We start from the raw sequence: 24,868 nt of genomic DNA, 5'->3' as shown, positions 1-24,868 counted from the left end.
TTCCTTCTCGGTCGAGGGCGGGGCCACTCCCGCCGGCCATCGGGCTCAGCTAGTCTGCCGGCTCATCCGAGGGGAGTCGACCAAATGCGGACGTGGATCACCCGCCTTGTCTGGGCGCTTGCGGCACTCGCCCTCCTCGTCGCTCTGGCCGCATGGCTGCTCCTCCGCGGCAGCGTGCCGACCTACGAGGGCAGCCTCGCGCTGCCCGGCCTTTCGGCACCCGTCTCGGTGACGCGCGATGCGAACGGCATGGTCGACATCGAAGCGGCGAACGAGTTGGACATGGCTCGTGCCCTCGGCTTCGTGCACGGCCAGGAGCGGTTCTTCGACATGGACCTGACCCGCCGCGTCGCCGCCGGCGAGCTCGCCGCGCTGTTCGGGAACCGGGCGCTCGAGGTGGATCGCACCAACCGCCTGCACCGCCTGCGTCCCCGCAGTGAAGCGGCCTTGGCCGAAATCACCGGAGCCCGCGCAGCGGCATTGAAGGCCTACACCGAGGGCGTGAACGCCGGGCTGGATTCGCTGGCAGTCCGCCCCTGGCCTTACCTCCTGCTGCGACAAACGCCGGAACCCTGGAGCGAAGTCGACTCGGCGCTGACCGGCTACGCCATGTTCTTCGACTTGCAAGACGAAGCGAATTCGCGCGAGCTCGCGCTCTGGCGCATCCGCGGCGTCCTGCCGGCGCCACTGGCCGACCTGCTGCTGCGCGACGGAACGGCATGGGACGCCCCGCTGTTCGGCGAGGCACGAGGCGATGCCATCCTGCCTGGAGCGGACATGCTGGATTTACGCACACTGCCGCAACCTGCCGAGGACCGGATTTTCGCGGCGGCCGAGCCCGCGGCACCGGGCAGCAACAACTTCGCCGTCGGCGGAGTCGCCACTGCGGACGGCCGCGCCATCGTGGCCGGCGACATGCACCTCGGCCTACGGGCACCGTCCCTGTGGTATCGCGCCCGCCTCCGCTACGCCGACCCGCAGGCGCCCGACGGGCGGGCGGACGTCACCGGCGTCACCTTGCCCGGCGTGCCGGGCGTGATCGCCGGCAGCACGCCCCGCGTGGCCTGGACCTTCACCAACAGCTACGGCGACTGGCTCGATTTCTTCCGCGTGGATTTCGCCGATGCCGCGAAGACGCGATACCGCACCCCGGAGGGCGACGCCGAGATCGTCGTTCATCGCGAAACCATCGACGTGGCGGGTGCGCGGCCCGAAACGCTTGAGGTCCGCGAAACCCGTTGGGGTCCGATCGTCCACGAGGGGCCTGACGGCAGCGCGCTCGCCCTGCGCTGGACGGCGCAGCTGCCCGGCAGCCTCAACTTCGCCCTGCTCGACCTCGTGCGCGCCAACGACCTCGACGAGGCCTTGCACGTGGCGCGCGAGGCCGGCGTGCCAGCACAGAACATGCTGATCGGCGACGCGGAAGGCCGCATCGCCTGGCGCCTCGTCGGACGCATCCCCGTGCGTGTTGGCGGCTGCGATCCGAAGGCACCGCTGCTGCCCCTGGAGGGCTGCGACTGGGCGGGCTGGCATCCGGCCCATTCCCCGCTGCAACCGGAACTCGTGGATCCCCCCTCGGGCCGGCTGTGGTCCGCGAATGCGCGGATCGCCGATGGCGAGCTGCTCGCCCTGATCGGCGACGCGGGATACGCGCTGGGCGCACGGCAGAAGCAGATCGCAGACGCCCTCGCGGCCGGAGCGACGCCCGACGAGCCGGCGCTTCTGGCGCTGCAACTCGACGACCGCGCGCTGTTCCTCGAACGCTGGAACGCACTGCTGAGGGATACCGCGGCGACCCTGGCGCCCGCAGAGCGCGAATCGATCGCCGATGCCGCCGCCGATTGGAGCGGCCGCGCCTCGATCGATTCCAGCGGGTACCGCCTCACCCGGGCCTTCCGGCTCGAAGTGCTGGCCCGGGTGCGCAACGGCCTGCTGGGCCCGGCGAAGGCGGCGCTCGGGGAACGCTTCGTGATGCCCGATCTGCCGCAGCTCGAGGGCGTCCTATGGCCCCTGGTCACGCGGCAGCCAGCGCACCTCCTGCCACCGCGATTCGAGAGCTGGGAGGCCTTGCTCGCCGATGCCGCCACCGCCGCCGCCGCCGACGTCCGCGCCGGTCGGGACGGCCCGCTGACGGCGCGGACGTGGGGCGAAGCCAATCTCAGCCGCGTGTGCCACCCGCTGGCGAGCGGCGTCCCGGAGTGGCTGCGCCCCTCCCTGTGCATGGTGTCGGAGCCCCTGCCGGGCGACGTGCAGATGCCGCGCATCCAGGCGCCTGCATTCGGAGCCAGCCAGCGCCTGGTGGTCTCGCCGGCGCATCGCACGGAGGGGATCTTCCAACTGCCGGGCGGCCAGGTCGGACACCCCCTGTCGCGCTTCTGGGGAGCCGGTCACGCCGATTGGGCCTCGGGGCGGACGGCGCCCTTCCTGCCCGGACCCGCGCACGCACGGCTCGAACTCACGCCGTGATGACGGCTTGCAACCTTCAAACTGGGCAAACCGCCATGAAAGCGCTGGCGGGCCGGCGGCGGTTTCCGCCACTATGGGTTGCATCGGGGCATCGAGGGGAAGCTCATGGCTGGCAATGACGGCATGGTTCGCGGCACGCAGGTCAACAACCCGGGGCCCGACTGGAACCATCTGCGCGAAACAGTGCTGATGATGGAGCTGGCGGTGGCGCAGGTCGAAGCCGCGATGACCGACAGCAATGCCTCCGTGGACGCGCTCACCGGCACCTTCACGACGATGGCCAACACCATCAAGCTGATCAACGAGCGCATCTCCGGCCTCGCCGATACCGAGGCGACCGGGCCGGTGAAGATGGAGTTGATGATGGCGACGATGAACGTCGCCGGCATGGTCAACCAGGCCATCGTCGCCTTCCAGTTCTACGATCGCTTGTCCCAACGCCTTGCCCACGTCAACAACGGCCTTGCCTGGCTGGCCGAGCTGGTCGGCGACCAGGACCAAGCGGCATCGGCAGCGGCATGGGCGGCGCTGCAGGGGAAGATCCGGGCGCGCTACTCCATGCCGGAGGAAGTGGAGATGTTCGAAGCGGTGCTGTTGCGCGGCCTCACCGTCGAACAGGCGATCAGGGAGTTCATGGACAAGATGAACAGCAAGGGCGACGACATCGAGTTGTTCTGATGGCGGGATGGCGCTCCGCCGCTGCGTGCGCCCTTCTGCTGGTCGCGGTCGGCGGGGCGGCGGCGGCGTCCACGGTGGTCGTCCAGTTCGACGCCAACAGCCCACCGACGATGTACCGGGGCCCCGATGGCCGCGCCGAGGGCCTCTACCCGACCATCGTCCGCGAGGTCTTCCGGCGCTTGGGGCGGCCCGTGGAGGTACGCGCCGTCCCCTTCAAGCGGCTGATCCGCGATCTCCAGTCGGGCCGATCCGCGGCCGGTGGCGTGGTCTGGACGCCGCGGCGCGAGGCGTTCGCGGCCTACAGCGCCCCTTACGCCGTCGAACGCATCGAGGTCTACTCCCGCGCCGACGGCGCATCGCGCTTCACCCGGCTGGAAGACCTCCATGGGCGCCGGGTGGGCGTCATCCGCGGCTGGTCGTACGGCGAGCACTTGGACGAGGGCGCCAGGGAGGCACGTTGGCAGGTCGAGGAGGTCGACAGCGACGTCCAGAACCTCAGCAAGTTGGCGTCCGGACGGATCGACTACGCCTTGGTCAATCGATTCGCCGCGGAGCGGCTGATGGACGACCCGCGATTCGCCGCGCTGATCCGCGGCGATGCAGCGGCCGTCGAAATCGGCATCCACCTCGCCCTGCCCCGAGAAGACGCTGATGGCGCGTTGCTCCGGGCGTTCGACGCACAGGTTGCGTCCATGCAAGCCGACGGCACGATGGCGCACCTCGAGGCCGAGGCAAGACGCATCCGGGGCGATGCCCGGGATGCCGTCCGCTGAGCCCCGCGGCCGCTTCAGCGACGGAAGCGCTTGGCGCCTTCCACGACCAGCACGACGATCCCACCCACGCAGGCGCCGACCAGCGCGGCAAGGAGGGCGGCAACGACGTCCGACGCGGGCCCTGTCGCAGCAGCCACCGCCTGCACCGCGTGGTGGACGGCGGGCATGTTGTGGACGAGGATGCCGCCCCCCACGAGGAACATGGCGGCCGTGCCCGCGACGGAGAGGAATCGCATCAGACGCGGCGCGCCGGCGACCAGGGCGCGACCGAAGGCGCGCCCCACCGTGTTCGAGGTCCGTTGCAGCCACAGACCCAGGTCATCGATCTTGACGATGCCCGCCACCAGGCCATAGACGCCGACCGTCATCAGTACCGAGATACCGGCGAGCACGCCGAACTGCGTCACCAGCGGCTGCGCGGCAACCGTGCCCAGCGCGATGACAATGATCTCGGCCGACAGGATGAAGTCGGTGCGCACCGCGCCTTTGATCTTCTCCTGTTCGAAGGCGACCATGTCGACGCCCTCGTCGGCCAGCGCGGCGCGCAAAGCGGCCGTCGCCGCCTCGCCTTCGCCGGGATGGAGCCAGCGATGGGCGATCTTCTCGACCCCTTCGAAGCACAGGAAGGCCCCACCAACCATCAGCAGGGGCGGGATGGCCCACGGCACGAACGCGGCGATGGCGAGCGCCGTCGGCACGAGGATGAGCTTGTTGATGCTCGAGCCCTTCGCCACCGCCCAAACGACCGGCAACTCGCGATCGGCGTTCACCCCCGCGACCTGGTTGGCGTTCAAGGCAAGGTCGTCGCCGAGCACGCCGGCGGTCTTCTTGGCGGCGACCTTGGTCATGACCGACACGTCGTCCAACAGGGTGGCGATGTCATCGATGAGGGCGAACAGGCTGCTTCCGGCCATGGGTCGGTCTCTGAGGGGCGGGAGTGAAGGGAATTTTCACACGCCGCGGCATCAATGCGGAGGCTTTTCAGCCCGTGGCACAATTTTCGCCAGTTCGACGGAGTGGCCTGATGGACCCGTACCTGACCCACCGCCACGCCTGTCGTGGCGTCGCGCTTTTCGTTTTTTTCGGCCTGACCGCCTGCGGTCAAGCCGATGCACCGGACAAGACCGCGGCCGCTCCTCCGCCGTCCGCAGGCCCCACCGCAACGGTATCGCCTCCGGCGGCGGCGAAAGCCATCGGCGTCCCCAAGGACTACGACTGCGCGGGCGCGGCGATCGAAGCGATCTACTTCGAACACACGGCGACCCTGCGCCTCGATGGCGAGACCATTCGCTTGGATCCGGTGGCCGTGGCGTCGGGTTCGCGTTACCAAGGCTGGCGCGCCGACGGCGTCCTCGTCGATTTCTGGGAAAAAGGCGGCACGGCGATGCTCAACGTGGCCGGCAGCGACTACCCGGAATGCGTGCTCGTCGAGACGCCCGTCGACACCGCGGCGGGCGTCTCGACCACCACGCCGCCCCCCGGAATGCAGACGGAGTCGCCCGTGTCGAACGCGGTCCGTACCTACACCGCACGCGGCCATGAGCCGTTCTGGCTGGCGCAGGTCGATGCAACGGAGGTCCGCTGGAACACGGTCGACCATTCGTCCAGCGACGTGTTTACCGACCTGAGCCGCACGACACGCGAGGGCGGTTTCGAAATTTCCGCGGCACGCGACGGGGCGACGCTCGCCCTTTCCTCGACGGACACGATCTGCCGGAGCAGCATGAGCGGGATGCCTTACCCGCACACCGTCACGGTGCGCATCAACGGCGCGTCGTACCGCGGTTGCGGCGGTGATCCGCTCGATCTCCTCCTTGGCCGCGAATGGACGGTGTCCACTCTCGACGGCAACGCTGTCGGGACGCCAACCCCGACGCTGCGGTTCAGTGCCGACGGGCGCGCTTCAGGCTTCGCTGGCTGCAATCGCTGGATGGCGGGCGCGGTCCTCACCGGCGAACGCCTCGCGTTCGAACGGCCGGCAGGCACCCTGATGGCGTGCCCGGAAGCTGCCATGGCCACGGAACAGGCCTTCCTGGCGACGCTCGCAACAGTGAGTCGCCATGATTTCGACGAAGCCGGGGCGCTCGTGCTGATGTCCGGCGACACCGCGGTGATCGTCGCCACGCCGGGCCCAGGCACCGACTGAGTCCTCCGCCTTAACCGGCGGACGCGGCCACCGCCTGTTCGTGCACGCCGGCGATGGCGCGGCCGCTCGGGTCGGCCGCCTTGGCGAAGGCCGCGTCCCAGGCGATCGCCGCCGGCGAGGAACAGGCGATCGACTTGCCGCCCGGCACCGTCGCCGCCGCCGCGCCGCCGGGGAAGTGCGTTTCGAAGATGCGGCGGTAGAAGTACGCCTCCTTCGTCTGCGGCGGGTTGATCGGGAAGCGGCGCTCGGCCCCGGCGAACTCGGCGTCACTCACTTGCGCCTCGGCATGCGCCTTGAGGCCGTCGATCCAGCCGTAGCCGACGCCGTCGCTGAACTGCTCCTTCTGCCGCCACAGGATGCTCTCTGGCAGGCAGCCCTCGAAGGCCGTGCGCAGCAGCCACTTTTCCACCGGGCGCCCGCCAACCGCGCGTGCACGCACGCGCTTCTGCTCGGGGTCGATCGCCATCGCCGTGTCGAGGAAGGCGAGGTCGAGGAAGGGCACGCGGGCCTCGATGCCGAAGGCCGCCATGCTCTTGTTGGCGCGCAGGCAATCGAACTGGTGCAGGGCGTCGAGCTTGCGCACCGTCTCGGCGTGGAACTCGCGCGCATCCGGCGCCTTGTGGAAGTACAGGTAACCGCCGAACACCTCGTCGCTGCCCTCGCCCGACAGCACCATCTTGATGCCCATCGAGCGGATGCGCCGCGCCAGCAGGAACATGGGGGTTGACGCCCTGATGGTCGTCACGTCGTAGGTCTCGATGTGGCGGATGACCTCGGAGAGCGCATCCAGCCCCTCCTCGAAGGTGAAGTGGAACTCGTGGTGGGCGGTGCCCAGCGCCTCGGCGGCGACGCGCGCGGCCGCGAGGTCGGGCGAGCCTTCGAGGCCCACGGCGAAGCTGTGCAGGCGCGGCCACCAGGCCTCGCTCTTGCCGTCATCCTCGACGCGCTGCTTGGCGAACTGCGCCGCGCACCAGGCCACGACCGAGGAATCGAGGCCGCCCGACAGCAGCACGCCGTAGGGCACGTCGCACATCAGCTGGCGGCGCACGGCCTGCATCAGCGCATCCTTCAACGCGGCCGGCGCGATGGCCTGGCCGTCGACCTTGGCGAAGTCGCGCCACTCGCGGGTGCGGTAGGGGCGGAGCTGCCCGTCCGCCGAATCCAGCAGGTGGCCCGGCGGGAAGATCGCCACGTCGTCGCAGACGCCGACCAGCGCCTTCATCTCCGAGGCCACCCACAGCCGGCCCTCGCGGTCGTGGCCGAAGTACAGCGGGATCACGCCCATCGGGTCGCGGGCGACGAGATAACGCTGCTGCGCCGAATCCCACAGCGCGAACGCGAAGATGCCGTTGAGCGAATCGACGAAGCCCGCACCCTGCTCGCGCCACAGGGCGTTGATCACCTCGCAGTCGCTCTGCGTGGTGAAGGCATAGGGCACGGTAAGCGCGGCCTCGAGCTCGCGGTGGTTGTAGATCTCGCCGTTCACCGCCAGCGCCAGCGCGCCGTCGGTCGAACGCAACGGCTGCGCGCCGCCGTGGATGTCGACGATGGAGAGGCGCTCATGCGCCAGCACGGCGCCGGCATCGGCGTACACACCGCTCCAATCCGGCCCACGGTGGCGGATGCGCGCCGCGGCCTGCACGGCCTGCCGGCGCAAGGGTTCGAGTTCGGTGGAGGCTTTAAGCCCGAAGATCGCGACGATGCCGCACATGGGAATCTCCTTGGGGTTTCGAAAGCGCAAAAAGGAGAAGGCCCGCGCTGTTGCCAGGCGGGCCTTCGGAGTTCGAGGTTCGATGTACTGAACGCGCCTAACGCCGCGGCCGCCTTTCGGCGTTGCGGTTATTGGCGTTATTGCGGTTGAGGGCGTGCATCAGCATGGGCCGACGCTAACCCGCCGCATGCACGGGACGCAAGCGAACGGTTGCGCGCGCAACCAAACGCCCCGACTCAGCCGCGCGCGGCGTGCCCGGCCCACACGCGCTCGATCACCTCGGCGAACAGCGTCGGGAGCGCCTCGAGTTCGTCGAGGCGCACGCCCTCGTCGATCTTGTGGATGCTCGCGTTGCCCGGCCCGAGCTCGACGCACTCCGCGCCCAGCGGCGCGATGAAGCGCGCATCGGAGGTGCCGCCCTTGGTGTTCTCGTCGGGGGTGATCCCGCAGCGCGCCTGGATGGCCGCGCGCGCCGCGCGGCGCAGCACGCCTTCGTCGCAGTGGAAGGGTTCGCCGGAGTAGCGCCAGCGGCAGGCCGCATCGACGCCGTGCTTGGCCAGGATCGCCTCGAACTCGGCCACCAGCGCATCGCTGCTCCAGTTCGGGTTGAAGCGGAAGTTCGCCACGAACTGCAGCGCGCCGGGAATCACGTTGTCGGCGCCGGTGCCGGCCGTGAGGTTGGACACCTGGAAGCTGGTCGGCGGGAAGCTCGCGTAGCCCTCGTCCCAGCGGCGCGCGCAGAGCTCGGCCAGCGCGGGCGCCAGCGCGTGGATCGGGTTCAGCGCCTTCTCGGGATAGGCCACGTGGCCCTGCACGCCGCGCACGTCGACCGCGACGGACAGCGAGCCGCGACGGCCGACGCGCAGCACGTCGCCGAGGCGTTCGCTGGACGAGGGCTCGCCGGTGATGCAGTAATCGATGCGCTGGCCGGTGGCGCGGAAGTGTTCCGCCACCTTGCGCACGCCGTCGATCGACGGGCCTTCCTCGTCGGAGGTCAGAAGCACGGCCAAGGTGCCGGGGTGGTCCCGGTTCGCGGCGACGAGTTGCTCCATCGCCACGACGAAGGCGGCGACGCTGCCCTTCATGTCGGCGGCGCCGCGGCCATGCAGCACGCCCCCGCGCACCGTCGGCACGAAGGGATCGGAGGCCCAGGCCTCGCGCGGGCCCGGCGGCACCACGTCGGTGTGGCCGAGCAGCACGACCACGGGGCTGCCCTGCCCGCGCGTGGCCCAGAGGTTCTTCACGTCGCCGAAGTCGAGCGATTCGCAGCGGAAGCCAATCGCCGCGAGGCGCTCGGCGATGAGGGCCTGGCAGCCGGCGTCCTCGGGCGTCACCGACGGGCGCGCGATCAGGTCCTTGGCGAGCGCGACGACGGGAGCGTCGACGGCGCTCACCTCTTCACCCCGAAGCGCGCCTTGTAGGCGTTGTCGGTGAAGCCCACCGACACCACGCCGTCGTCGGTCACCAGCACCGGGCGCTTGATCAGGGCGGGATGCTCCTTCAGCAGCAGCAGCCACTCCGGGTCGCTGCCGGGGCTCTTGCGGGCCTCGGGCAGCTGTCGCCACGTGGTGCTGGCCTTGTTGAGCAGCTTCTCCCAGCCCCCCAGCTGCTCCGCCCAGCCTTTCAGCGTCTCGGGCGCCTGCCGCTCGGCGCGGTAGTCGACGAAGGCGTGCGCGACGCCGAAACGGTCCAGCCAGTTCCGCGCCTTCTTGCAGGTGTCGCAGGCCGCGAGGCCGTAGAGCGTCGTCGCCATCGGTCAGTCCCCGCTGCGCAGGAGCTCGTTGATCGAGGTCTTGCTGCGCGTCTTGGCGTCGACCTGCTTCACGATCACCGCCGCGTAGAGCGAGTACTTGCCGTCGGCCGAGGGCAGCTGGCCGGAGACCACGACGCTGCCGGCCGGCACGCGCCCATAGCTGATCTCGCCGGTCATGCGGTTGTAGATGCGCGTGCTCTGGCCGATGAACACGCCCATGCCGATCACGCTGCCGCGCTCGACGACGACGCCCTCGACGACTTCCGAACGCGCGCCGATGAAGCAGTCGTCCTCGATGATCGTCGGGCTGGCCTGCAGCGGCTCCAGCACGCCGCCGATGCCGGCGCCGCCGGAAAGGTGGCAGCGCGCGCCGACCTGGGCGCAGCTGCCCACGGTGGCCCACGTGTCGACCATCGTGCCCGGACCGATGTGCGCGCCGATGTTCACGAAGCTCGGCATCAACACGACGTCCTTGCCGACATGGGCGCCACGGCGCACCACCGCGCCGGGCACCACGCGCGCCCCGACCTCGCGGAAATCGGCGGCATCGAAGCCCTCGAAACGCAACGGCACCTTGTCCCAGAACGGCGCCGGCTCGGCCTCGACGAGGCGCATGTCGTTGCAGCGGAAGTACAGCAGCACCGCCTTCTTCAACCACTCGTTGACGCGCCACGTACCGTCGCTGTTCGGCTCCGCCACGCGCGCCTTGCCGGCCTCCAGGGCCGCGACGACGGTCTCGACCGTCTCGCGCAAGGAACCTTCGATCTCGGCCTCCGACAGCGAGGCGCGGCGTTCGAAGGCCGATTCGATGATCGGCTGGAGGTCAGCGAGGACGGGGGTCTTGCGACGGGGCATAGGGTCGGTCTCCTTCGAGGCAGGCGGTGAGCGCCGACGTCAGGCGCTCGATCTGGGCGGTGTCGGCGAGCGCGTGGTCGCGCTCGTCGGAAATCAGGAACAGGTCCTCGGCGCGTTCGCCGAAGGTCGCGATGCGGGCATCGTGGACGCGCAGGCGCTGCTCGCGCAGCACGCGGGCGATGTCGGCCAGCAGGCCGGGGCGGTCCGTGCCGATGAGCACCAGCTGCGTGCGCGCGCCGTCACCCATGTCGCGCACCTCGACGCGCGGGGACACGCGGAAATGCTTGAGCGCGGCCGGCATGGCGCGACGCGGCGGGTGCAGCACGGCCGCCGGTCGCGACAGCATCTCGGTGAGCACCCGGCTGGCATGCGCGGCGCGTGCGTCGGGGGTCTCGCCGGTGTCATGGATCGGCAGCAGCTGGAAGGTGTCGAGGCTCATGCCCGAGGTGGAGGTGACGATCCGGGCGACCGCCACCGAGAAGCCGAGGCGGTCCAGCGTCGCCGCCAGCGTGGCGAACAGGCCGTCGCGATCGGGCGAGTACACGAACACCTCGAAGGCTTCGCCCTGCGGCCGGACGATGATCAGCGGCTTGCCGGGCTCGCCATGCCGAAGGATCGCGCGGGCCTGCGTCGCGAGCTGCTCCGGGTGGTACCGGAGGAAGCTCTCGTCGGGGAATTCGGCGAAGACCCGCGCCAGCGCGGCATCATCGATGTCGGCCAGCAGTGCGCGCACTTCGGCCCGGGCCTCGGCCACGCGCGCGTCGGCGTCCACGCGATGCTCGAGGCCACGGCGGAAGGCCAAGCGCGTGGCGTCGTAGAGGTCGCCCAGCAGGCGCTCCTTCCACGTGTTCCACAGCTTGGGGCTGGTGCCGGCGATATCGGCACAGGTGAGCAGGTAGAGGAAATCGAGGCGCGTGCGGTCGCCGACCGCCCGGGCAAAACGCTCGACAACAGCGGCGTCGCTGATGTCCTGGCGCTGCGCGGTCGTCGACATCAGCAGGTGCTGCTCGACCAACCAGGCCAGGAGCTCGATGTCGTGCTCCTTGAGCCGGTGCGCGGCGCCGAACTCGCGCGCGTCGACCGCGCCCAACACCGAATGGTCGCCGCCGCGGCCCTTGGCGATGTCGTGGAAGAGCCCGGCCACCAGCAGCAGCCACGGCGCCTTCAGGCGGTCGTGCACGCTCTTGGCCTTCGGGAAGCGGGCGTCGCTGCCATCGATGAAGGTCGCCATGATGCGCAGCACTTCCAGCGTGTGCTGGTCGACCGTGTAGACGTGGAACAGGTCGTATTGCATGCGCCCCGACACGCGGGCGAAGGCCGGCAGGTAGCGCCCCAGCACGCCAAGGTGCGCCATCCGCGCCAGCGTCTCGACCGGCTGCGGCCCCTGCAGCAGCGAGAGGAACATCGCCCGCGTATCGGCATCCTGCTGCTCGCCCGGCGCGATGCGCGGCAGGGCCTCGGCCATGGCGCGTGCCGTCTCCGAATGCAGGCCCTTGGCCTCCGGGCAGCCGGCCCAGGTCGCGAACACCGCGAACGCTTCGATCGCCGAGCGCACCGGTCCCTGCGCCTCGCGTTGCAGGTAGCCGTTGACCAGCGCGAAACCCGGCGCCACCGGCACGCGCTCGACGCGGCCGGCGAGCTGCTCCTCGAAGCGCTGCAGCAGGCGTTCGCTGATGCGCTGCACGGTCTTCGCCGCGCGGAACATCGCCTGCATCATCTGCTCGACGGCGAGGTTGTCGCTGGCTTCGTCCGTGTAGCCGAGCCGAGCGGCCAGCACCTTCTGGTGGTCGAAGCGCAGACGCTCCTCGCGTCGGTTCGCCACGAGGTGCAGGCCGAAGCGCAGGCGGGCGATCACCGCCCAGTCACGCCGCAGCGTGGACTCCTCGTCGGACCCCAGAAGGCCGAGAGGCACCAGGGCCTCCAGGCCGGGCACGCGGTAGATGCGCCGCGCCAGCCAGGTGAGCGTATGCAGGTCGCGCAGCCCCCCAGGCCCCTCCTTGAGGTTGGGTTCGAGGTTGTTGGCGGTGTCGTTGTAGCGTGCATGCCGGCCGTTCCATTCCGCACGCTTGGCGTCGAAGTAGTCCGCGGCCGGCCAGAGGCGTTCGCTGCGCAGCGCCTCCTCGAGCGTGTCGAGCACCGCCGGCGAGCCGGCCAGGAGGCGCGCTTCGGTGAGCGCGGTCAGCGTGGTCACGTCCTCCCGGCAAGCCTGCACGCAGTCGGCCAGCGAGCGCACGGCTGTCCCCGGCTTCAGGCCGAGGTCCCACAGCGCGGCGAAAAAAGCCCCCAGGGCTGCCTCATGCGCGTGCTGCGATTCGACGTCGCCCAGCACCAGCAGGTCGACGTCGGAAAAGGGGTATTGCTCGCCGCGACCGTAGCCGCCGGTGGCCAGAAGGTCGAGCTTGGCCCCGTGCGGCACGCAGGCAGCCCACGCGGCGCGCACCGCGGCATCGACGGCGGCGGCCTGCGCGCCCAGCAGGCGCTCGATGCCTTCGCCGGCATCAAAGCGGGCGACGATCGCCGCGCGCGCCTCGAGGAAGGCGGCCTTGGCCGCGTCCTGCCAGCCTCGCGCACCGCCGGGCGTCGCGTGCGACGCCGCCTCCGGCGCGGGCGAGGCCGGCGTGCTCACAGGTCGTTGTCGTCGCCCGGCAGGCGCGTGAGGATCTCCACGCCGTCGCGGGTGACCGCCACGGTGTGCTCCCACTGCGCCGACAGCGACTTGTCCTTGGTCACGACGGTCCAGCCATCCGGCAGCAGCTTGGTGTGGCGGGCGCCGGCGTTGATCATCGGCTCGATGGTGAAGGTCATGCCCTCCTGCAGGCGCAGGCCTTCGCCCGGACGGCCGTAGTGCAGCACCTGCGGGTCCTCGTGGTAGATCTGGCCGATGCCGTGGCCGCAGTACTCGCGCACCACCGAGAAGCGCTCGCTCTCGGCATAGCTCTGGATGGCGTGGCCGATGTCGCCGAGGGTGGCGCCGGGCCGCACCATGCGGATGCCGCGGAACATCGCCTCGCGGGTCACGTCGATCAGGCGCTTCGCCAGCACCGACGGGCTGCCCACCACGTACATCCGCGAGGTGTCACCGTGCCAGCCATCCTTGATGACCGTGACATCGATGTTCAGGATGTCGCCGTCCTTCAGCACCTTGGCTTCCGACGGGATGCCATGGCAGATGACGTTGTTGACCGAGGTGCAGACCGTCTTCGGGAAGCCCTTGTAGCCCACGTTGGCCGGGATGGCCTTCTGGACGTTGACGATGTGTTCGTTGCAGATGCGGTCGAGTTCGGCGGTGGTCACGCCGGCCTTCACGTACGGCGCGACGACCTGCAGCACTTCGGCGGCCAGCCGGCCGGCCTCGCGCATCTTCTCGATCTGCTCGGGGGTCTTGAAGGTCACTTTCATGCCCGGGATTGTGCCGACTTGTCCACAACCCTGCCAGCGGGCTAGAATCCCGCGCTTCGCAAGGCCGGAACCCCGGCCCGGCGGGCGCCGACCTCCGGCGGCCGTGGCCTCGAGGCCATCGCGACAGAGGAATCCACACCCGCGTGAACCATCCCGTGCCGGGGTGCCCCCAAGCCTTCACGAAGGCGCCGGGGTTCGGCCACGGACGCGCGGGGAGGCCCAACCCCGGAGCTCACGAGCCGCGATGCCCGCGAACGGGCCCGGCCGCGCTCCATTCAGAAGGAAAGAGCAATGCCCCAGGTCACCATGCGCCAGATGCTGGAAGCCGGCGTCCATTTCGGCCACCAGACCCGCTACTGGAACCCCAAGATGGGCCCGTACATCTTCGGCGCCCGCGGCAAGATCCACATCATCAACCTCGAGAAGACGCTCCCGCTCTTCAACGACGCGATGAACTTCATCTCGGGCATCGCCCAGAAGCGCGGCACCATCCTGTTCGTCGGCACGAAGCGCTCGGCGCGCGAGTCGCTGAAGGAAGAGGCCATCCGCTGCGGCATGCCGTACATGAGCCAGCGCTGGCTCGGCGGCACCCTGACCAACTTCCGCACCCTGAAGGGCTCGATCTCGCGCCTGAAGGAACTGGAAGCGGCCGAGACCGACGGCACCTTCGAGCGCCTGGTCAAGCATGAAGTGCTCTCGCTGCGCCGCGAGCGCGACAAGCTGGAAGCCTCGCTGGGCGGCATCAAGGGCATGAACCGCCTGCCGGACGCCCTGTTCGTGATCGACATCGGCCACGAAGAGATCGCCGTGCAGGAAGCCAAGAAGCTCGGCATCCCGGTCGTCGCCGTGGTCGACTCGAACTACGACCCGAACCTCGTCGACTACGCCATCCCGGGCAACGACGACGCCATCCGCGCCGTGCAGCTGTACACCCGCGCCGTGGCCGACGCCGTGCTGGAAGGCAAGGCCGCCGCGCCGATCCAGGCCAATGCCGGTGACGACGAGTTCGTCGAGCTCGACGCCGACGGCAACCCGGTCGCCAAGGAAGCCGATGCACGCCGTCCGCGCAACGACAAGCCGCGTGGCGACAAGCGCCCGCCGGCCAAGAAGGGCGCCCCGCGCCGGGGCAACGGCTCGGGCCGCGCCACCGCCGAGAACGACGGCGAGTAAGCCCTGACGCGCCAGCGGCGGCACCGGGCTTCCGCCCTGCCGTCGCCTGGCCGCAACGCGGCCCGCGCATGATCGCGGGCTCCGCCCCGAATTCCCCGCGGCCGACCCCAGGTCGGCCGCGACCGCATCCAGACACCAAGAGGTTCCCCATGGAAATCACTGCTTCGCTCGTCAAGGACCTGCGTGAGCGCTCCGGCGCCGGCATGATGGAGTGCAAGAAGGCGCTCACCGAGCACGGCGGCGACATCGAAGCCGCGATGGAAGCCCTGCGCAAGTCGGGCCTCGCCAAGGCCGACAAGAAGGCCGGCCGCGTGGCCGCCGAAGGCCGCATCGCCATGGCCGCCGCCGGCAGCAAGGCCGTGCTGGTCGAGATCAACTCCGAGACCGACTTCGTCGCCAAGGACGCCAACTTCGTCGCCTACACCGACGGCGTCGCCAAGGCCGCGCTGGATTCGGGCGTGGCCGACGTGGAAGCCCTGAAGGGCGTCAAGCTCGGCGACGTGACCGTCGAGGAAGCCCGCGCCCTGCTGATCGCCAAGATCGGCGAGAACATCCAGGTGCGCCGCATGGTGCGCGTGGACGGCGGCAACACCGTCGGCGCCTACATCCACGGCGGCAAGATCGGCGTGCTGGTCGAGCTCAAGGGCGGCAACGACGAGCTGGCCCGCGGCATCGCCATGCACGTCGCGGCGATGAACCCGCCGTACATGACCGCTGCGCACGTCCCGGCCGAGTTCCTCGCCAAGGAAAAGGAAATCGAGCTGGCCAAGATGTCCGACAAGGACAAGAACAAGCCGGCCGACATCCTCGAGAAGATCATCAGCGGCAAGATCGCGAAGATCGTCAACGACAACACCCTGACGGGCCAGGCCTACGTCATGGACACCAACGTCACCGTCGAGCAGGCCCTGAAGGCCGGCGGCGCCGAGATGGTGTCGATGACCCGCCTCGCCGTCGGCGAAGGCATCGAGAAGGTCGTCGAGGACTACGCCGCGGAAGTAGCGAAGGCCATGCAGGTCTGATCGACCGCGTCATCGTCGATGCAAGGAAGAGCCCGCGAAAGCGGGCTCTTCTGCGTTACGGGGTCCGCCATGCGCCGCGCGGGGTGCCCGTCGAGCCGCCCATCGGGGTCAGCGCGCCTGCGGCTGCCAGGCGATCTCCTCGAAGGGCTGCACCACCACCCAGCCCTCGCCCTGGAACTTCATCTGCACGCTCTCCCCGGAGCCCCGGCCGAGCAGCGTCCCCAGCTGGATGTCGGTGGCGAACTCCGGCTCGAGGTTGCCGGACCAGGCCACCGTCGCGTTGGGATCGGTGTACAGGGCCTGCCCACGCTTCACGGCCAGGGTCATCGGGTCGTAGTGGCTGGCGATGGCCACCACGCCCGCGCCGGAGAGGCGGATGTTGAACAGGCCGCCGGCCAGCATCCCGGCCACGCGGCGCATCATCGTGATCTCGCTCTGGATGCCGTCCTCGAAGGCCAGCACGTCGTTGCCGTTGACGACAATGGATTCGCCGTGCAGCCGCAGCAGGGTGATCTTCTTGCCCCGATCGGCGAAGTAGACGCGACCATTGCCTTCGACGGCCATCAGCGTCGCGCCCTCGCCGCTGATCAGCTTCTTCAACAGCGTCCCCATGCCCTGCTCCATCAGGCCCTGGCGCTTGAACTTGAGGCCGCCCCGGTAGGCGACCATCGAGCCGGCCTTCGCCCAGACCCGCCCGGTCACCTTGGCTTCCAGCATGTAGGGGCTTTCCAGCTCGAACACCTCCCCTTGGACGCGGTCGCGCTCGGCGGTGGCGGCGAGGAAATCGGCGACGTTGGTGATCGGCATGGCGGGGCTCCCGGTGGTGGACGGATCGACGCGGCGAAGCCTGCGCCACCGGCCCGCCAATGTCATCCGCGCGTGACGGCACCCGGGCCAGCCGCTAGAATTCCGCCGTTTGCCCAACGGAGATCACGAATGAGCGTGCCTGCACTGAAGTACAAGCGCGTCCTGCTGAAGCTCTCCGGCGAAGCCCTGATGGGCCGCGGCGATTACGGCATCGACCCGGACGTGCTGACCTGGCTGGCCAAGGAGGTCATCGAGGCGCAGAAGGCGGGCGCCCAGATCGGCCTCGTGATCGGCGGCGGCAACATCTTCCGCGGCGCCGGCCTGCAGTCGAAGGGCATGGACCGCGTCACCGGCGACCACATGGGCATGCTCGCCACCGTGATGAACGCGCTGGCCATGCAGGATGCCCTCGAGCGCCTCGGCGCCTACGCGCGAACCATGAGCGCGCTGAAGATCAACGAGGTGGCCGAGGACTACATCCGCCGCCGCGCCATCCGCCACCTCGAGAAGGGCCGCATCGCGATCTTCGCCGCCGGCACCGGCAACCCGTTCTTCACCACCGATTCGGCCGCCGCCCTGCGCGCCATCGAGGTGGGGGCCGAACTGCTGCTCAAGGCCACCAAGGTCGACGGCATCTACGAGGCCGATCCGAAGAAGGTGCCCGAAGCCAAGCGCTACGAAAGCCTCACCTACGACGAGGTCATCGCCCGCAACCTGCAGGTGATGGACACCGCCGCCTTCGCCCTGTGCCGTGACCAGAACCTGCCGCTGCGCATCTACGACATGATGCAGCCCGGAGCGCTGATGCGGATCCTGCGCGGCGAGCCGCTCGGCACCCTCGTCCACGCCGGCTGAGCCCGGCCCCACCGCGCCCGGGAGCCCCGGCGGCGCGGCGATCTATACTTCCCGGCCGGGCCACCGTGCCGCACCACCCCCAGAGATCCGCCCCATGATCAACGACATCAAGAAGGACGCCCAGACCCGCATGCAGAAGTGCGTGGAGGTCCTGAAGACCGACCTCACGAAGCTGCGCACGGGCCGCGCCACCACGGCGATCGTCGATCACCTGCAGGTCAACTACTACGGCTCCAACGTGCCACTGTCGCAGGTCGCCTCGGTGGCCGTCGCCGACGCGCGCTCGCTGACGATCACGCCGTGGGAGAAGCAGATGGTCGGCGCCGTCGAGAAGGCCATCCTCGCCTCCGACCTCGGCCTGACGCCGAACACCGCCGGCACGGTCATCCGCATCAACCTGCCGCCGCTCACCGAGGAGCGTCGCCGCGACCTCTCCAAGCACGTGGCCGGCGAAGGCGAGAACACCAAGGTCGCGATCCGCAACGTCCGCCGCGACGCCATCACCCACGTCAAGGAGCTGCTCAAGGAGAAGAAGATCTCCGAGGACGAGCAGCGCAAGGCGGAGGAAGACATCCAGAAGCTCACCGACACGTGGGTGAAGGGCGTCGACGAGGTGGTGAAGGCCAAGGAACAGGAACTGCTGGCCCTCTGAGCGCCGGCCGCATGTCGCCTCCCGCCGCGCTGCCCCGCCACCTCGCCGTCATCATGGACGGCAACGGGCGTTGGGCGAAGCAGCGCCAGCGTCCGCGCACGCTGGGCCACCGCGCCGGCGCGCGCGCGGTGCGGACGATCGTGGAGTACTGCCTGAAGCGGGGCATCCCCGCGCTCACGCTGTTCGCGTTCTCCAGCGAGAACTGGAACCGCCCCGAGGACGAGGTGGGCGCGCTGATGCGCCTGTTCCTCCGCGTGCTGGAATCGGAAGTCGAGGAGCTCACGCGGCGGCAGGTGCACCTGCGCTTCATCGGCGACCGCTCGCGCTTCCCGGAGGCGATCCGGACGCGGATGGCGGCGGCCGAGGCCATCCGCCTGCCGTCGCCGACGCTCACGCTCACGCTGGCCGCCGGCTACGGCGGCCGCGCCGACGTCGTGCAGGCGGCCCGCCACCTGGCCGAGCGCGTGCAGGCCGGCACGTTGCGCCCCGAGCAGATCGACGAAACCACCGTCGGCGAGGCGATGAGCCTCGCCGGGCTGCCGGCCCCGGACCTGTTCATCCGCACCGGTGGCGAGCATCGCATCAGCAACTTCCTGCTTTGGCAGCTGGCGTATACCGAGCTCTGGTTCACCGACGTGCTCTGGCCCGACCTCGACGACGCCCTGCTCGACGCAGCCATGGCCGACTTCGCCGGGCGCGAGCGCCGCTTCGGCCTCATCTCCGAACAACTGCCCACCCCGGCCCTGGAGGCCCGATGAGCCGCACCCGCATCCTCACCGGGCTCGTGCTCGCACCGACCGCCGTGGCCGGGGTGCTGTGGCTGCCGACCCCTTGGCTGGCCCTCGTCGCCGCCGTACTGCTGTTGGCCGGACTGTGGGAGTGGACGCGCCTGACCGGCCTCTCCGATCCGCTACCTCGCCTCGGCTATGTCAGCGCGAACGCCCTCATGATCGCCGCCCTGGCTTGGGCCGCCGGACCGAACCTCTTCGCGCTCAAGGCGGCCGCGCTCCTCGGCGTGGTGTGGTGGGCGTTGGCGCTGGCCTGGCTCTGGCGCTTCGAGTTCGGGCAGGCCGACCGCGGCCGATTCCGCATCCTGAAGCTGTTGGCCGGCAGCCTCGCCGCCGTGCCGGCATGGGCGGCCTTGGTCTGGCTGCACCAGCTGCCGGAGCATGGCCCGCGCTGGGCGCTGTTCGCGGTGATGCTGGTCTGGGCGGCGGACACCGGCGCCTACTTCGTTGGCGTGCGGATGGGCAAGCACAAGATGGCCCCGCGCATCAGCCCGAACAAGAGCTGGGAGGGCCTCTGGGGCGGCCTCGCCGGGGCTTCGCTGATCGCCGTGCTCGCCGTGAAGCCCTTGGGCCTCGGCTGGGACGACCTGCCGGTACTGGTGTTCCTGACGATCGTCGCCGCGATGATGTCGGTGGCCGGCGACCTCTTCGAAAGCCTGCTCAAGCGCCACTCCGGCCACAAGGATTCCGGCCGCCTGATCCCCGGGCACGGCGGGATGCTCGACCGCCTCGACAGCCTGCTCGCGGCACTGCCGGTGTTCATGGTGGGCAAGCTGTGGCTGGGCCTCTGAAGCGCATCGCGCTTTTCGGGGCGACCGGATCGATCGGCGCCTCCGCCCTCGACGTCATCGCCCGGCACCCCGACCGCTACGCCGTCGACGCCCTGAGCGCGCACTCGCAGGTCGACGCGCTCGTCGCCCTTTGCGTCCGCTTCCGTCCGCGCATCGCGGCGATCACCGAGGAAACCCGCTATGCCGCCCTTCGCGACGGACTCGCGGCAGCCGGGCTCGAGACCCGGCCCGTGGCGGGCGCCGGGGCGCTGGACGCGATCGCTGCCGACGAGCGAAACGACACCGTGATCGCGGCCGTCGTGGGGGCCGCCGGGGTGTCGTCGACCCTGGCCGCCGCGAGCGCCGGCAAGCGCCTGCTGCTGGCCAACAAGGAATCGGTGGTGCTGGCCGGCGAGCTGTTGATGGCGGAGGTCGCCACCGGTGGCGCCACGCTCGTCCCGATCGACAGCGAGCACAACGCGATTTTCCAGTGCCTTCCGCAACACGGCGGCCGCGGCGGGGTGAGGCGCATCGTGCTGACGGCTTCGGGCGGCCCCTTCCGTGGCCGGTCGCGCGAGCAACTCGTCGACATCACCCCGGAACAGGCGTGCGCGCATCCGAATTGGTCGATGGGCCGAAAGATCTCGGTGGACTCCGCCACCCTGATGAACAAGGGGCTCGAAGTGATCGAGGCCCATCATCTGTTCAACCTGCCGGCGGAACGCATCGACGTGGTCGTCCACCCGCAATCGACGATCCACTCGCTGGTCGATTACGTCGACGGCTCGATGCTGGCACAGTTGGGCCAGCCGGACATGCGCACCACCCTCGCCGTCGGCCTCGCCTGGCCGGAGCGCATCGACGCCGGCGTGGCGCCGCTTGACCTCGTCGCCCTCTCCCGTCTGGATTTCCAGGCCCCGGACACTCACGCCTTCCCCTGCCTCGGCCTTGCCTTCGAGGCCTTGCGCGCCGGCGGAAGCGCCCCCGCGGTCCTGAACGCGGCGAACGAGGTGGCGGTTTCAGCCTTTCTTCAGCGCCGCCTCGCTTTCCTTGGCATCCCTGCGCTGATCGAACGCACGATGCACCGCCTGCCTGCCCTGCCCAGTGCGACCCTCGCCGACCGTCTTGCCGCGGACGCGGAAGCGCGCCGCATCGCCACCGGGCTGCTGGCGTGAGCGAGGTCCTCTCCTCGGCCTTCTGGCTGGCCGTCGCGCTCGGCGTGCTCATCACCTTCCACGAGTTCGGCCATTACTGGGTGGCTCGGCGCTGCGGCGTCAAGGTGCTGCGCTTCTCGATCGGCTTCGGCCGCGCCCTGTGGTCCCGCGTTGATCGCGAAGGCATCGAATGGCGGATCGGCCTGATCCCGCTGGGCGGCTACGTCAGCATGCTGGACGAACGCCACGGCGAGGTCGCCGAGGCGGACCGCGCGCGAGCCTTCACGTCGAAGCCCGTCGGCCAACGCATCGCGATCGTCGCCGCCGGCCCCTTGGCCAACGTCATCCTGGCCATCGGCCTGCTCTACGCGATGTTCGTGGTCGGCAAGCCCGACTACGTGCCCGTACTGGCGGAACCGCAGGCCCTGGCCGCGGCGTCGGGCTTCCAGGCGGGAGACCGCCTGCGGCTCGTCGATGGCCGCGAGACGCCGACCTGGACCGAGGCGCAGAATGCCTTGCTGGGTCCGATCGTCGACCGCCGCGACATTGCCGTCGAGGTGTCCGACGCCGACGGCAACCTCGTCCAGCGGCACCTGCGGCTGGCAACGCTCGACCGGGCGCTCGACGAAGCGGAGGCCTTCCGCGCCCTGGGCCTGGTGCCGCGACGCCCGGTGCCCCCGGCCGTCGTTGGCGCGCTCGCGCCCGATGGCCCGGCCGCCGAGGCGCTCGAGGTGGGCGACCGCATCCTCGCCATCGACGGCGCGGCCATCGCCGACTTCAATGGCCTCCAGGCGGCCTTGGCCGCCCATCCCGTGGACGGCCCGGCGCCGACCCTTCGCCTTCGCATCCAGCGTGATGGAGAGACCTTCGAACGCACGCTGGTGCCGCAGCGGGTCACGCCCGAGGCCGGTCCATCGGTCTGGCGCTTGGGCGTGGCCGCGCCGGACCCGCGCGACGCCCTCCTCCGCCACGGCCCCGTGGAGGCACTGCCGGAAGCCGTGAAGGCCACGGGCCAACTGGCCACCGACACCGTCGGCATGCTCTGGCGGATGGTCACGGGCGCCGCGTCCCTGCAGAACCTGTCGGGACCGATCACCATCGCCCAGGTCGCCAACACCACCGCGGCGCGCGGCCTGGCCTGGTTCCTCTACTTCCTCGCCATGCTCTCGGTGAGCATCGCCATCCTGAACCTGCTGCCGATCCCTGTCTTGGACGGGGGGCACCTGCTGGTTTACCTTATCGAGCTGGTTCAAGGGCGGCCGCTGGGCGACCGCGTGCTCGTGGCCGGGCAGTACCTCGGCCTCGTCCTGCTCGCATCGCTGATGGGCCTCGCTCTCTTCAACGACGTGCTGAGGCTCGTTCCCTGACCGTCACCCCGCGGGCCCACCGGGCCTGCCGCTTTTGGACGTTTCCATGACGCATCGCCCCACCCGCCGCCTGCTCGCCCTCGCCCTCGCCGCCGCCCTGTCCGGCACCGCCGTGGCCCAGTCCATCGGCGTCTTCGAGGTGCAGGACATCCGCGTCGACGGCCTGCAGCGCATCTCGAACGGCACGGTCTTCTCCTACCTGCCGGTCGAACGCGGCGAAACGCTGGACCAGGCCCGCGCCGGCGAGGCGATCCGCGCCCTCTTCCGGACCGGGTTCTTCAGCGACGTGTCGTTGGCCCGCGAGGGCAACATCCTCGTCATCAAGGTGGTCGAGCGTCCGGCCATCAACAAGATCACCCTCTCCGGCAACAAGGACATCAAGTCCGAGGAGCTGCTGAAGGGCCTGCGCGGCATCGGCCTCGCCGAAGGCGAGACCTACAACCCGCTGAACGTGGACCGCGTCACGCAGGAGCTGATCCGCCAGTACAACAACCGCGGCAAGTACTCGGTCACGATCACGCCGACCGTCACCAACCTGCCGATGAACCGCGTCGACGTGGCGATCACCGTCGACGAGGGCAAGGCCGCGCGCATCCGCGACATCAACATCGTCGGCAATACCGTCTACGGGGACGCCGAGCTCCGCCGCAACTGGGAGTCGAACACCAGCAACTGGCTTTCCTGGTACCGGCGCGACGACCAGTACTCGCGGGAGAAGCTCTCCGGCGACCTCGAGAAACTCACGAACTACTATCTCGACCGCGGCTACGTCGACTTCAACGTCGAATCCACGCAGGTCGCGATCAGCCCCGACCGCCGCGACATGACGATCGGCGCCAGCGTGACGGAAGGCGAGGTGTTCTCGATCTCGTCGGTGCAGGTGAGCGGCGACACGATCCTCCCGGTCGAGGAAGTGGAGGGGATGCTGTTCGTCCGCGAAGGCCAGACCTTCTCCCGGCAGCTGCTGGAACTCACCTCCGACAGCATCACCGCCGTGCTCGGCAACATCGGCTACGCCTTCGCCGAAGTGAACCCGGTGCCGACCATCGACCGCGAGAAGAACGAGGTCGCGATCAACTTCGTCGTGAACCCGGGCCCACGCGTGCAGGTCCGCCGCATCGTCTTCAAGGGCAACGACACCACCGCCGACGAGGTGATGCGCCGGGAACTCCGCCAGTTCGAGGGCACGTGGTACTCCCAGGCCGCCATCGACCGCTCGAAGATCCGCCTCCAGCGCCTCGGGTACTTCGACACCGTCGAGATCGAGACGCCGGCCGTCACCGGCGAGCCGGACAAGGTCGACGTGGTGGTGAGCGTCAAGGAGCGCCAGTTCGGCCAGTTCCAGTTCGGCCTCGGCTACAGCCAGCTCTACGGCGCGAGCATCCAGCTGTCGCTGTCGCAGAACAACTTCCTCGGCTCCGGCAACAAGGTGTCGGTGTCGGTGCAGAACAACAGCTACAGCAAGGGCGTGAGCTTCTCGTTCATGGACCCTTACTTCACCGACAGCGGGATCTCGCTGGGCTACAACCTCTCGTACAGCGAGAACGACTTCAGCGATTTCAACATCGCCAGCTACCAGACGGACAACGCCGCCTTCGAAGCGGTGTTCGGCCTGCCGCTGTCGGAAACGGACAGCATCTCGGCGTCCGTCGGCATCGACAAGGTGGACCTCACCTCGATCGACGGGTCGACGCCCCCGGAGCTGATCGATTACCTCGTGGCCACCCTCGGCGACCGCGCCCGCTTCGCCTTCGCCCCCGGCGACACGCCGAACGCCTTCCCCTGCGTGCCGGACGTCGACGCGGGCGGGAATACCCTGCCGACCTGCACGATCCGCCAGGTCGCGGGCAGCCGGCTCTGGACCGTCAACGCGTGGCGCATGCAGGCCGGCTGGGCGCGCGACTCCCGTAACGACTTCTTCGCTCCGACGGCGGGCACCTACAACCGCATCGGCGCCGAAGTGACCCTGCCGGGCTCCGACCTCGAGTACTACAAGATCGCCTACGACTTCTCGAAGTTCTGGCCGATCAACCGCGCGCTGGTGGTCGAGACGCGCGCATCGATCGGCTATGGCGACAGTTACGGCAAGACCGGTGACTTCGGCCTGCCCTTCTTCGAGAACTTCTACGCCGGCGGACCGGGCTCACTGCGCGGTTTCGAGCAGAACACCCTGGGACCGGTATCGTCGCTCGACTTCGGCAACGCTTCGGACTTCCGCCAGTCGCTCGGCGGCGCGTTCAAGGCCATCGGTTCGGTCGAGACCTACTTCCCGTCGCTGTTCGATTCGCGCGGCGTCCGCCTTTCGGCCTTCATGGACTTCGGCAACGTCTGGCGCAACACGCGGGAATTCGGCTCGGGCGACATCCGCGCCTCGGCCGGCGTCGCGCTGCAGTGGCAGTCCCCGATGGGTCCGATCTCGATCTCGTGGGCATCGCCGTTCCGTTCCGAGGACAGCGACCGCACGGAGAACCTGCAGTTCACGTTCGGCGGCCAGTTCTGACG

Annotated in this window: 20 protein-coding genes and 1 pseudogene; 13 read left to right on the top strand and 8 right to left on the bottom strand. The window is 69.6% G+C overall.

Features of this window, described 5'->3' with window-relative positions; genetic code table 11:
• The first annotated feature begins 84 nt into the window (after positions 1–84).
• The 3 genes from ACYVAK_RS06295 (at position 85) to ACYVAK_RS06285 (ending at position 3,917) form a co-directional block, all read left to right on the top strand.
• Entirely contained in the window at positions 85–2,466 is a 2,382-nt protein-coding gene (locus ACYVAK_RS06295; RefSeq protein ID WP_461059075.1) for a penicillin acylase family protein, read from the top strand.
• Between the two features lie 105 nt (positions 2,467–2,571).
• The gene (locus tag ACYVAK_RS06290; RefSeq protein WP_461059073.1) at positions 2,572–3,144 is read left to right on the top strand and encodes a hypothetical protein; all 573 of its coding nucleotides are present in this window, start codon (positions 2,572–2,574) and stop codon (positions 3,142–3,144) included.
• Positions 3,144–3,917, top strand: coding sequence for a substrate-binding periplasmic protein (locus ACYVAK_RS06285; protein WP_461059071.1), 774 nt, complete (start codon positions 3,144–3,146; stop codon positions 3,915–3,917). The genes ACYVAK_RS06290 and ACYVAK_RS06285 overlap by 1 nt, the downstream gene beginning before the upstream one ends.
• A gap of 14 nt (positions 3,918–3,931) precedes the next feature.
• Here ACYVAK_RS06285 and ACYVAK_RS06280 read toward each other — a convergent pair whose 3' ends face one another.
• Positions 3,932–4,831: a DUF808 domain-containing protein gene (locus tag ACYVAK_RS06280; protein ID WP_461059069.1), complete on the bottom strand. Its 900-nt coding sequence runs from the start codon at positions 4,829–4,831 to the stop codon at positions 3,932–3,934.
• Between the two features lie 110 nt (positions 4,832–4,941).
• On the opposite strand from ACYVAK_RS06280, the gene ACYVAK_RS06275 reads away from it, so the two are divergent.
• Positions 4,942–6,063 (top strand): META domain-containing protein, encoded by a 1,122-nt coding sequence (locus ACYVAK_RS06275; protein WP_461059067.1) that lies wholly within the window; start codon positions 4,942–4,944, stop codon positions 6,061–6,063.
• A gap of 10 nt (positions 6,064–6,073) precedes the next feature.
• On the opposite strand, the gene asnB is transcribed toward ACYVAK_RS06275, so the two are convergent.
• From asnB to map, 6 genes and pseudogenes are all read right to left on the bottom strand, one after another.
• Positions 6,074–7,774 carry an asparagine synthase B gene (asnB, locus tag ACYVAK_RS06270; RefSeq protein ID WP_461059065.1) on the bottom strand — a complete coding sequence of 567 codons (1,701 nt, stop codon included), beginning with the start codon at positions 7,772–7,774 and terminating at the stop codon, positions 6,074–6,076.
• 236 nt (positions 7,775–8,010) lie between these two features.
• Entirely contained in the window at positions 8,011–9,168 is a 1,158-nt protein-coding gene (gene dapE, locus ACYVAK_RS06265; RefSeq protein ID WP_461059063.1) for a succinyl-diaminopimelate desuccinylase, read from the bottom strand.
• On the bottom strand, positions 9,165–9,527 hold the full coding sequence (locus ACYVAK_RS06260; protein WP_461059061.1) for an arsenate reductase: 363 nt from the start codon (positions 9,525–9,527) through the stop codon (positions 9,165–9,167). Before ACYVAK_RS06260 ends, dapE begins: the two co-directional genes overlap by 4 nt.
• 3 nt (positions 9,528–9,530) lie before the next feature.
• Positions 9,531–10,340: pseudogene (dapD, locus tag ACYVAK_RS06255) on the bottom strand (2,3,4,5-tetrahydropyridine-2,6-dicarboxylate N-succinyltransferase); the annotation flags it as partial.
• 10 nt (positions 10,341–10,350) lie between these two features.
• Positions 10,351–13,008, bottom strand: a complete 2,658-nt coding sequence (gene glnD / locus ACYVAK_RS06250; protein WP_461059059.1) for a [protein-PII] uridylyltransferase — start codon at positions 13,006–13,008, stop codon at positions 10,351–10,353.
• Positions 13,005–13,781: a type I methionyl aminopeptidase gene (map, locus tag ACYVAK_RS06245; RefSeq protein WP_461059057.1), complete on the bottom strand. Its 777-nt coding sequence runs from the start codon at positions 13,779–13,781 to the stop codon at positions 13,005–13,007. Before map ends, glnD begins: the two co-directional genes overlap by 4 nt.
• Before the next feature lie 291 nt (positions 13,782–14,072).
• On the opposite strand from map, the gene rpsB reads away from it, so the two are divergent.
• Positions 14,073–14,951 (top strand): 30S ribosomal protein S2, encoded by an 879-nt coding sequence (rpsB, locus tag ACYVAK_RS06240; RefSeq protein ID WP_461059055.1) that lies wholly within the window; start codon positions 14,073–14,075, stop codon positions 14,949–14,951.
• Positions 14,952–15,100: 149 nt separating this feature from the next.
• Positions 15,101–15,973, top strand: a complete 873-nt coding sequence (gene tsf / locus ACYVAK_RS06235) for a translation elongation factor Ts (RefSeq protein ID WP_461059053.1) — start codon at positions 15,101–15,103, stop codon at positions 15,971–15,973.
• Between the two features lie 108 nt (positions 15,974–16,081).
• Here tsf and ACYVAK_RS06230 read toward each other — a convergent pair whose 3' ends face one another.
• Positions 16,082–16,780, bottom strand: coding sequence for an AIM24 family protein (locus ACYVAK_RS06230; protein WP_461059051.1), 699 nt, complete (start codon positions 16,778–16,780; stop codon positions 16,082–16,084).
• Between the two features lie 129 nt (positions 16,781–16,909).
• Between ACYVAK_RS06230 and pyrH the strand changes: the two genes are divergently transcribed.
• From pyrH to bamA, 7 genes are all read left to right on the top strand, one after another.
• Positions 16,910–17,635 (top strand): UMP kinase, encoded by a 726-nt coding sequence (pyrH, locus tag ACYVAK_RS06225; protein WP_461059049.1) that lies wholly within the window; start codon positions 16,910–16,912, stop codon positions 17,633–17,635.
• Between the two features lie 94 nt (positions 17,636–17,729).
• On the top strand, positions 17,730–18,287 hold the full coding sequence (gene frr / locus ACYVAK_RS06220; protein WP_461059047.1) for a ribosome recycling factor: 558 nt from the start codon (positions 17,730–17,732) through the stop codon (positions 18,285–18,287).
• 11 nt (positions 18,288–18,298) lie between these two features.
• Positions 18,299–19,045, top strand: a complete 747-nt coding sequence (gene uppS / locus ACYVAK_RS06215) for a polyprenyl diphosphate synthase (protein ID WP_461059045.1) — start codon at positions 18,299–18,301, stop codon at positions 19,043–19,045.
• Positions 19,042–19,866: a phosphatidate cytidylyltransferase gene (locus ACYVAK_RS06210; RefSeq protein ID WP_461059043.1), complete on the top strand. Its 825-nt coding sequence runs from the start codon at positions 19,042–19,044 to the stop codon at positions 19,864–19,866. The genes uppS and ACYVAK_RS06210 overlap by 4 nt, the downstream gene beginning before the upstream one ends.
• Positions 19,851–21,020 carry a 1-deoxy-D-xylulose-5-phosphate reductoisomerase gene (locus tag ACYVAK_RS06205; RefSeq protein ID WP_461059041.1) on the top strand — a complete coding sequence of 390 codons (1,170 nt, stop codon included), beginning with the start codon at positions 19,851–19,853 and terminating at the stop codon, positions 21,018–21,020. The genes ACYVAK_RS06210 and ACYVAK_RS06205 overlap by 16 nt, the downstream gene beginning before the upstream one ends.
• On the top strand, positions 21,017–22,366 hold the full coding sequence (rseP, locus tag ACYVAK_RS06200) for an RIP metalloprotease RseP (RefSeq protein WP_461059039.1): 1,350 nt from the start codon (positions 21,017–21,019) through the stop codon (positions 22,364–22,366). Before ACYVAK_RS06205 ends, rseP begins: the two co-directional genes overlap by 4 nt.
• Positions 22,367–22,412: 46 nt before the next feature.
• Positions 22,413–24,866 carry an outer membrane protein assembly factor BamA gene (bamA, locus tag ACYVAK_RS06195; protein ID WP_461059037.1) on the top strand — a complete coding sequence of 818 codons (2,454 nt, stop codon included), beginning with the start codon at positions 22,413–22,415 and terminating at the stop codon, positions 24,864–24,866.
• Positions 24,867–24,868 lie beyond the last annotated feature (2 nt).

It is taken from the genome of Silanimonas algicola (assembly GCF_054777375.1).
This window is presented reverse-complemented; position numbering and strand designations above follow the sequence as displayed.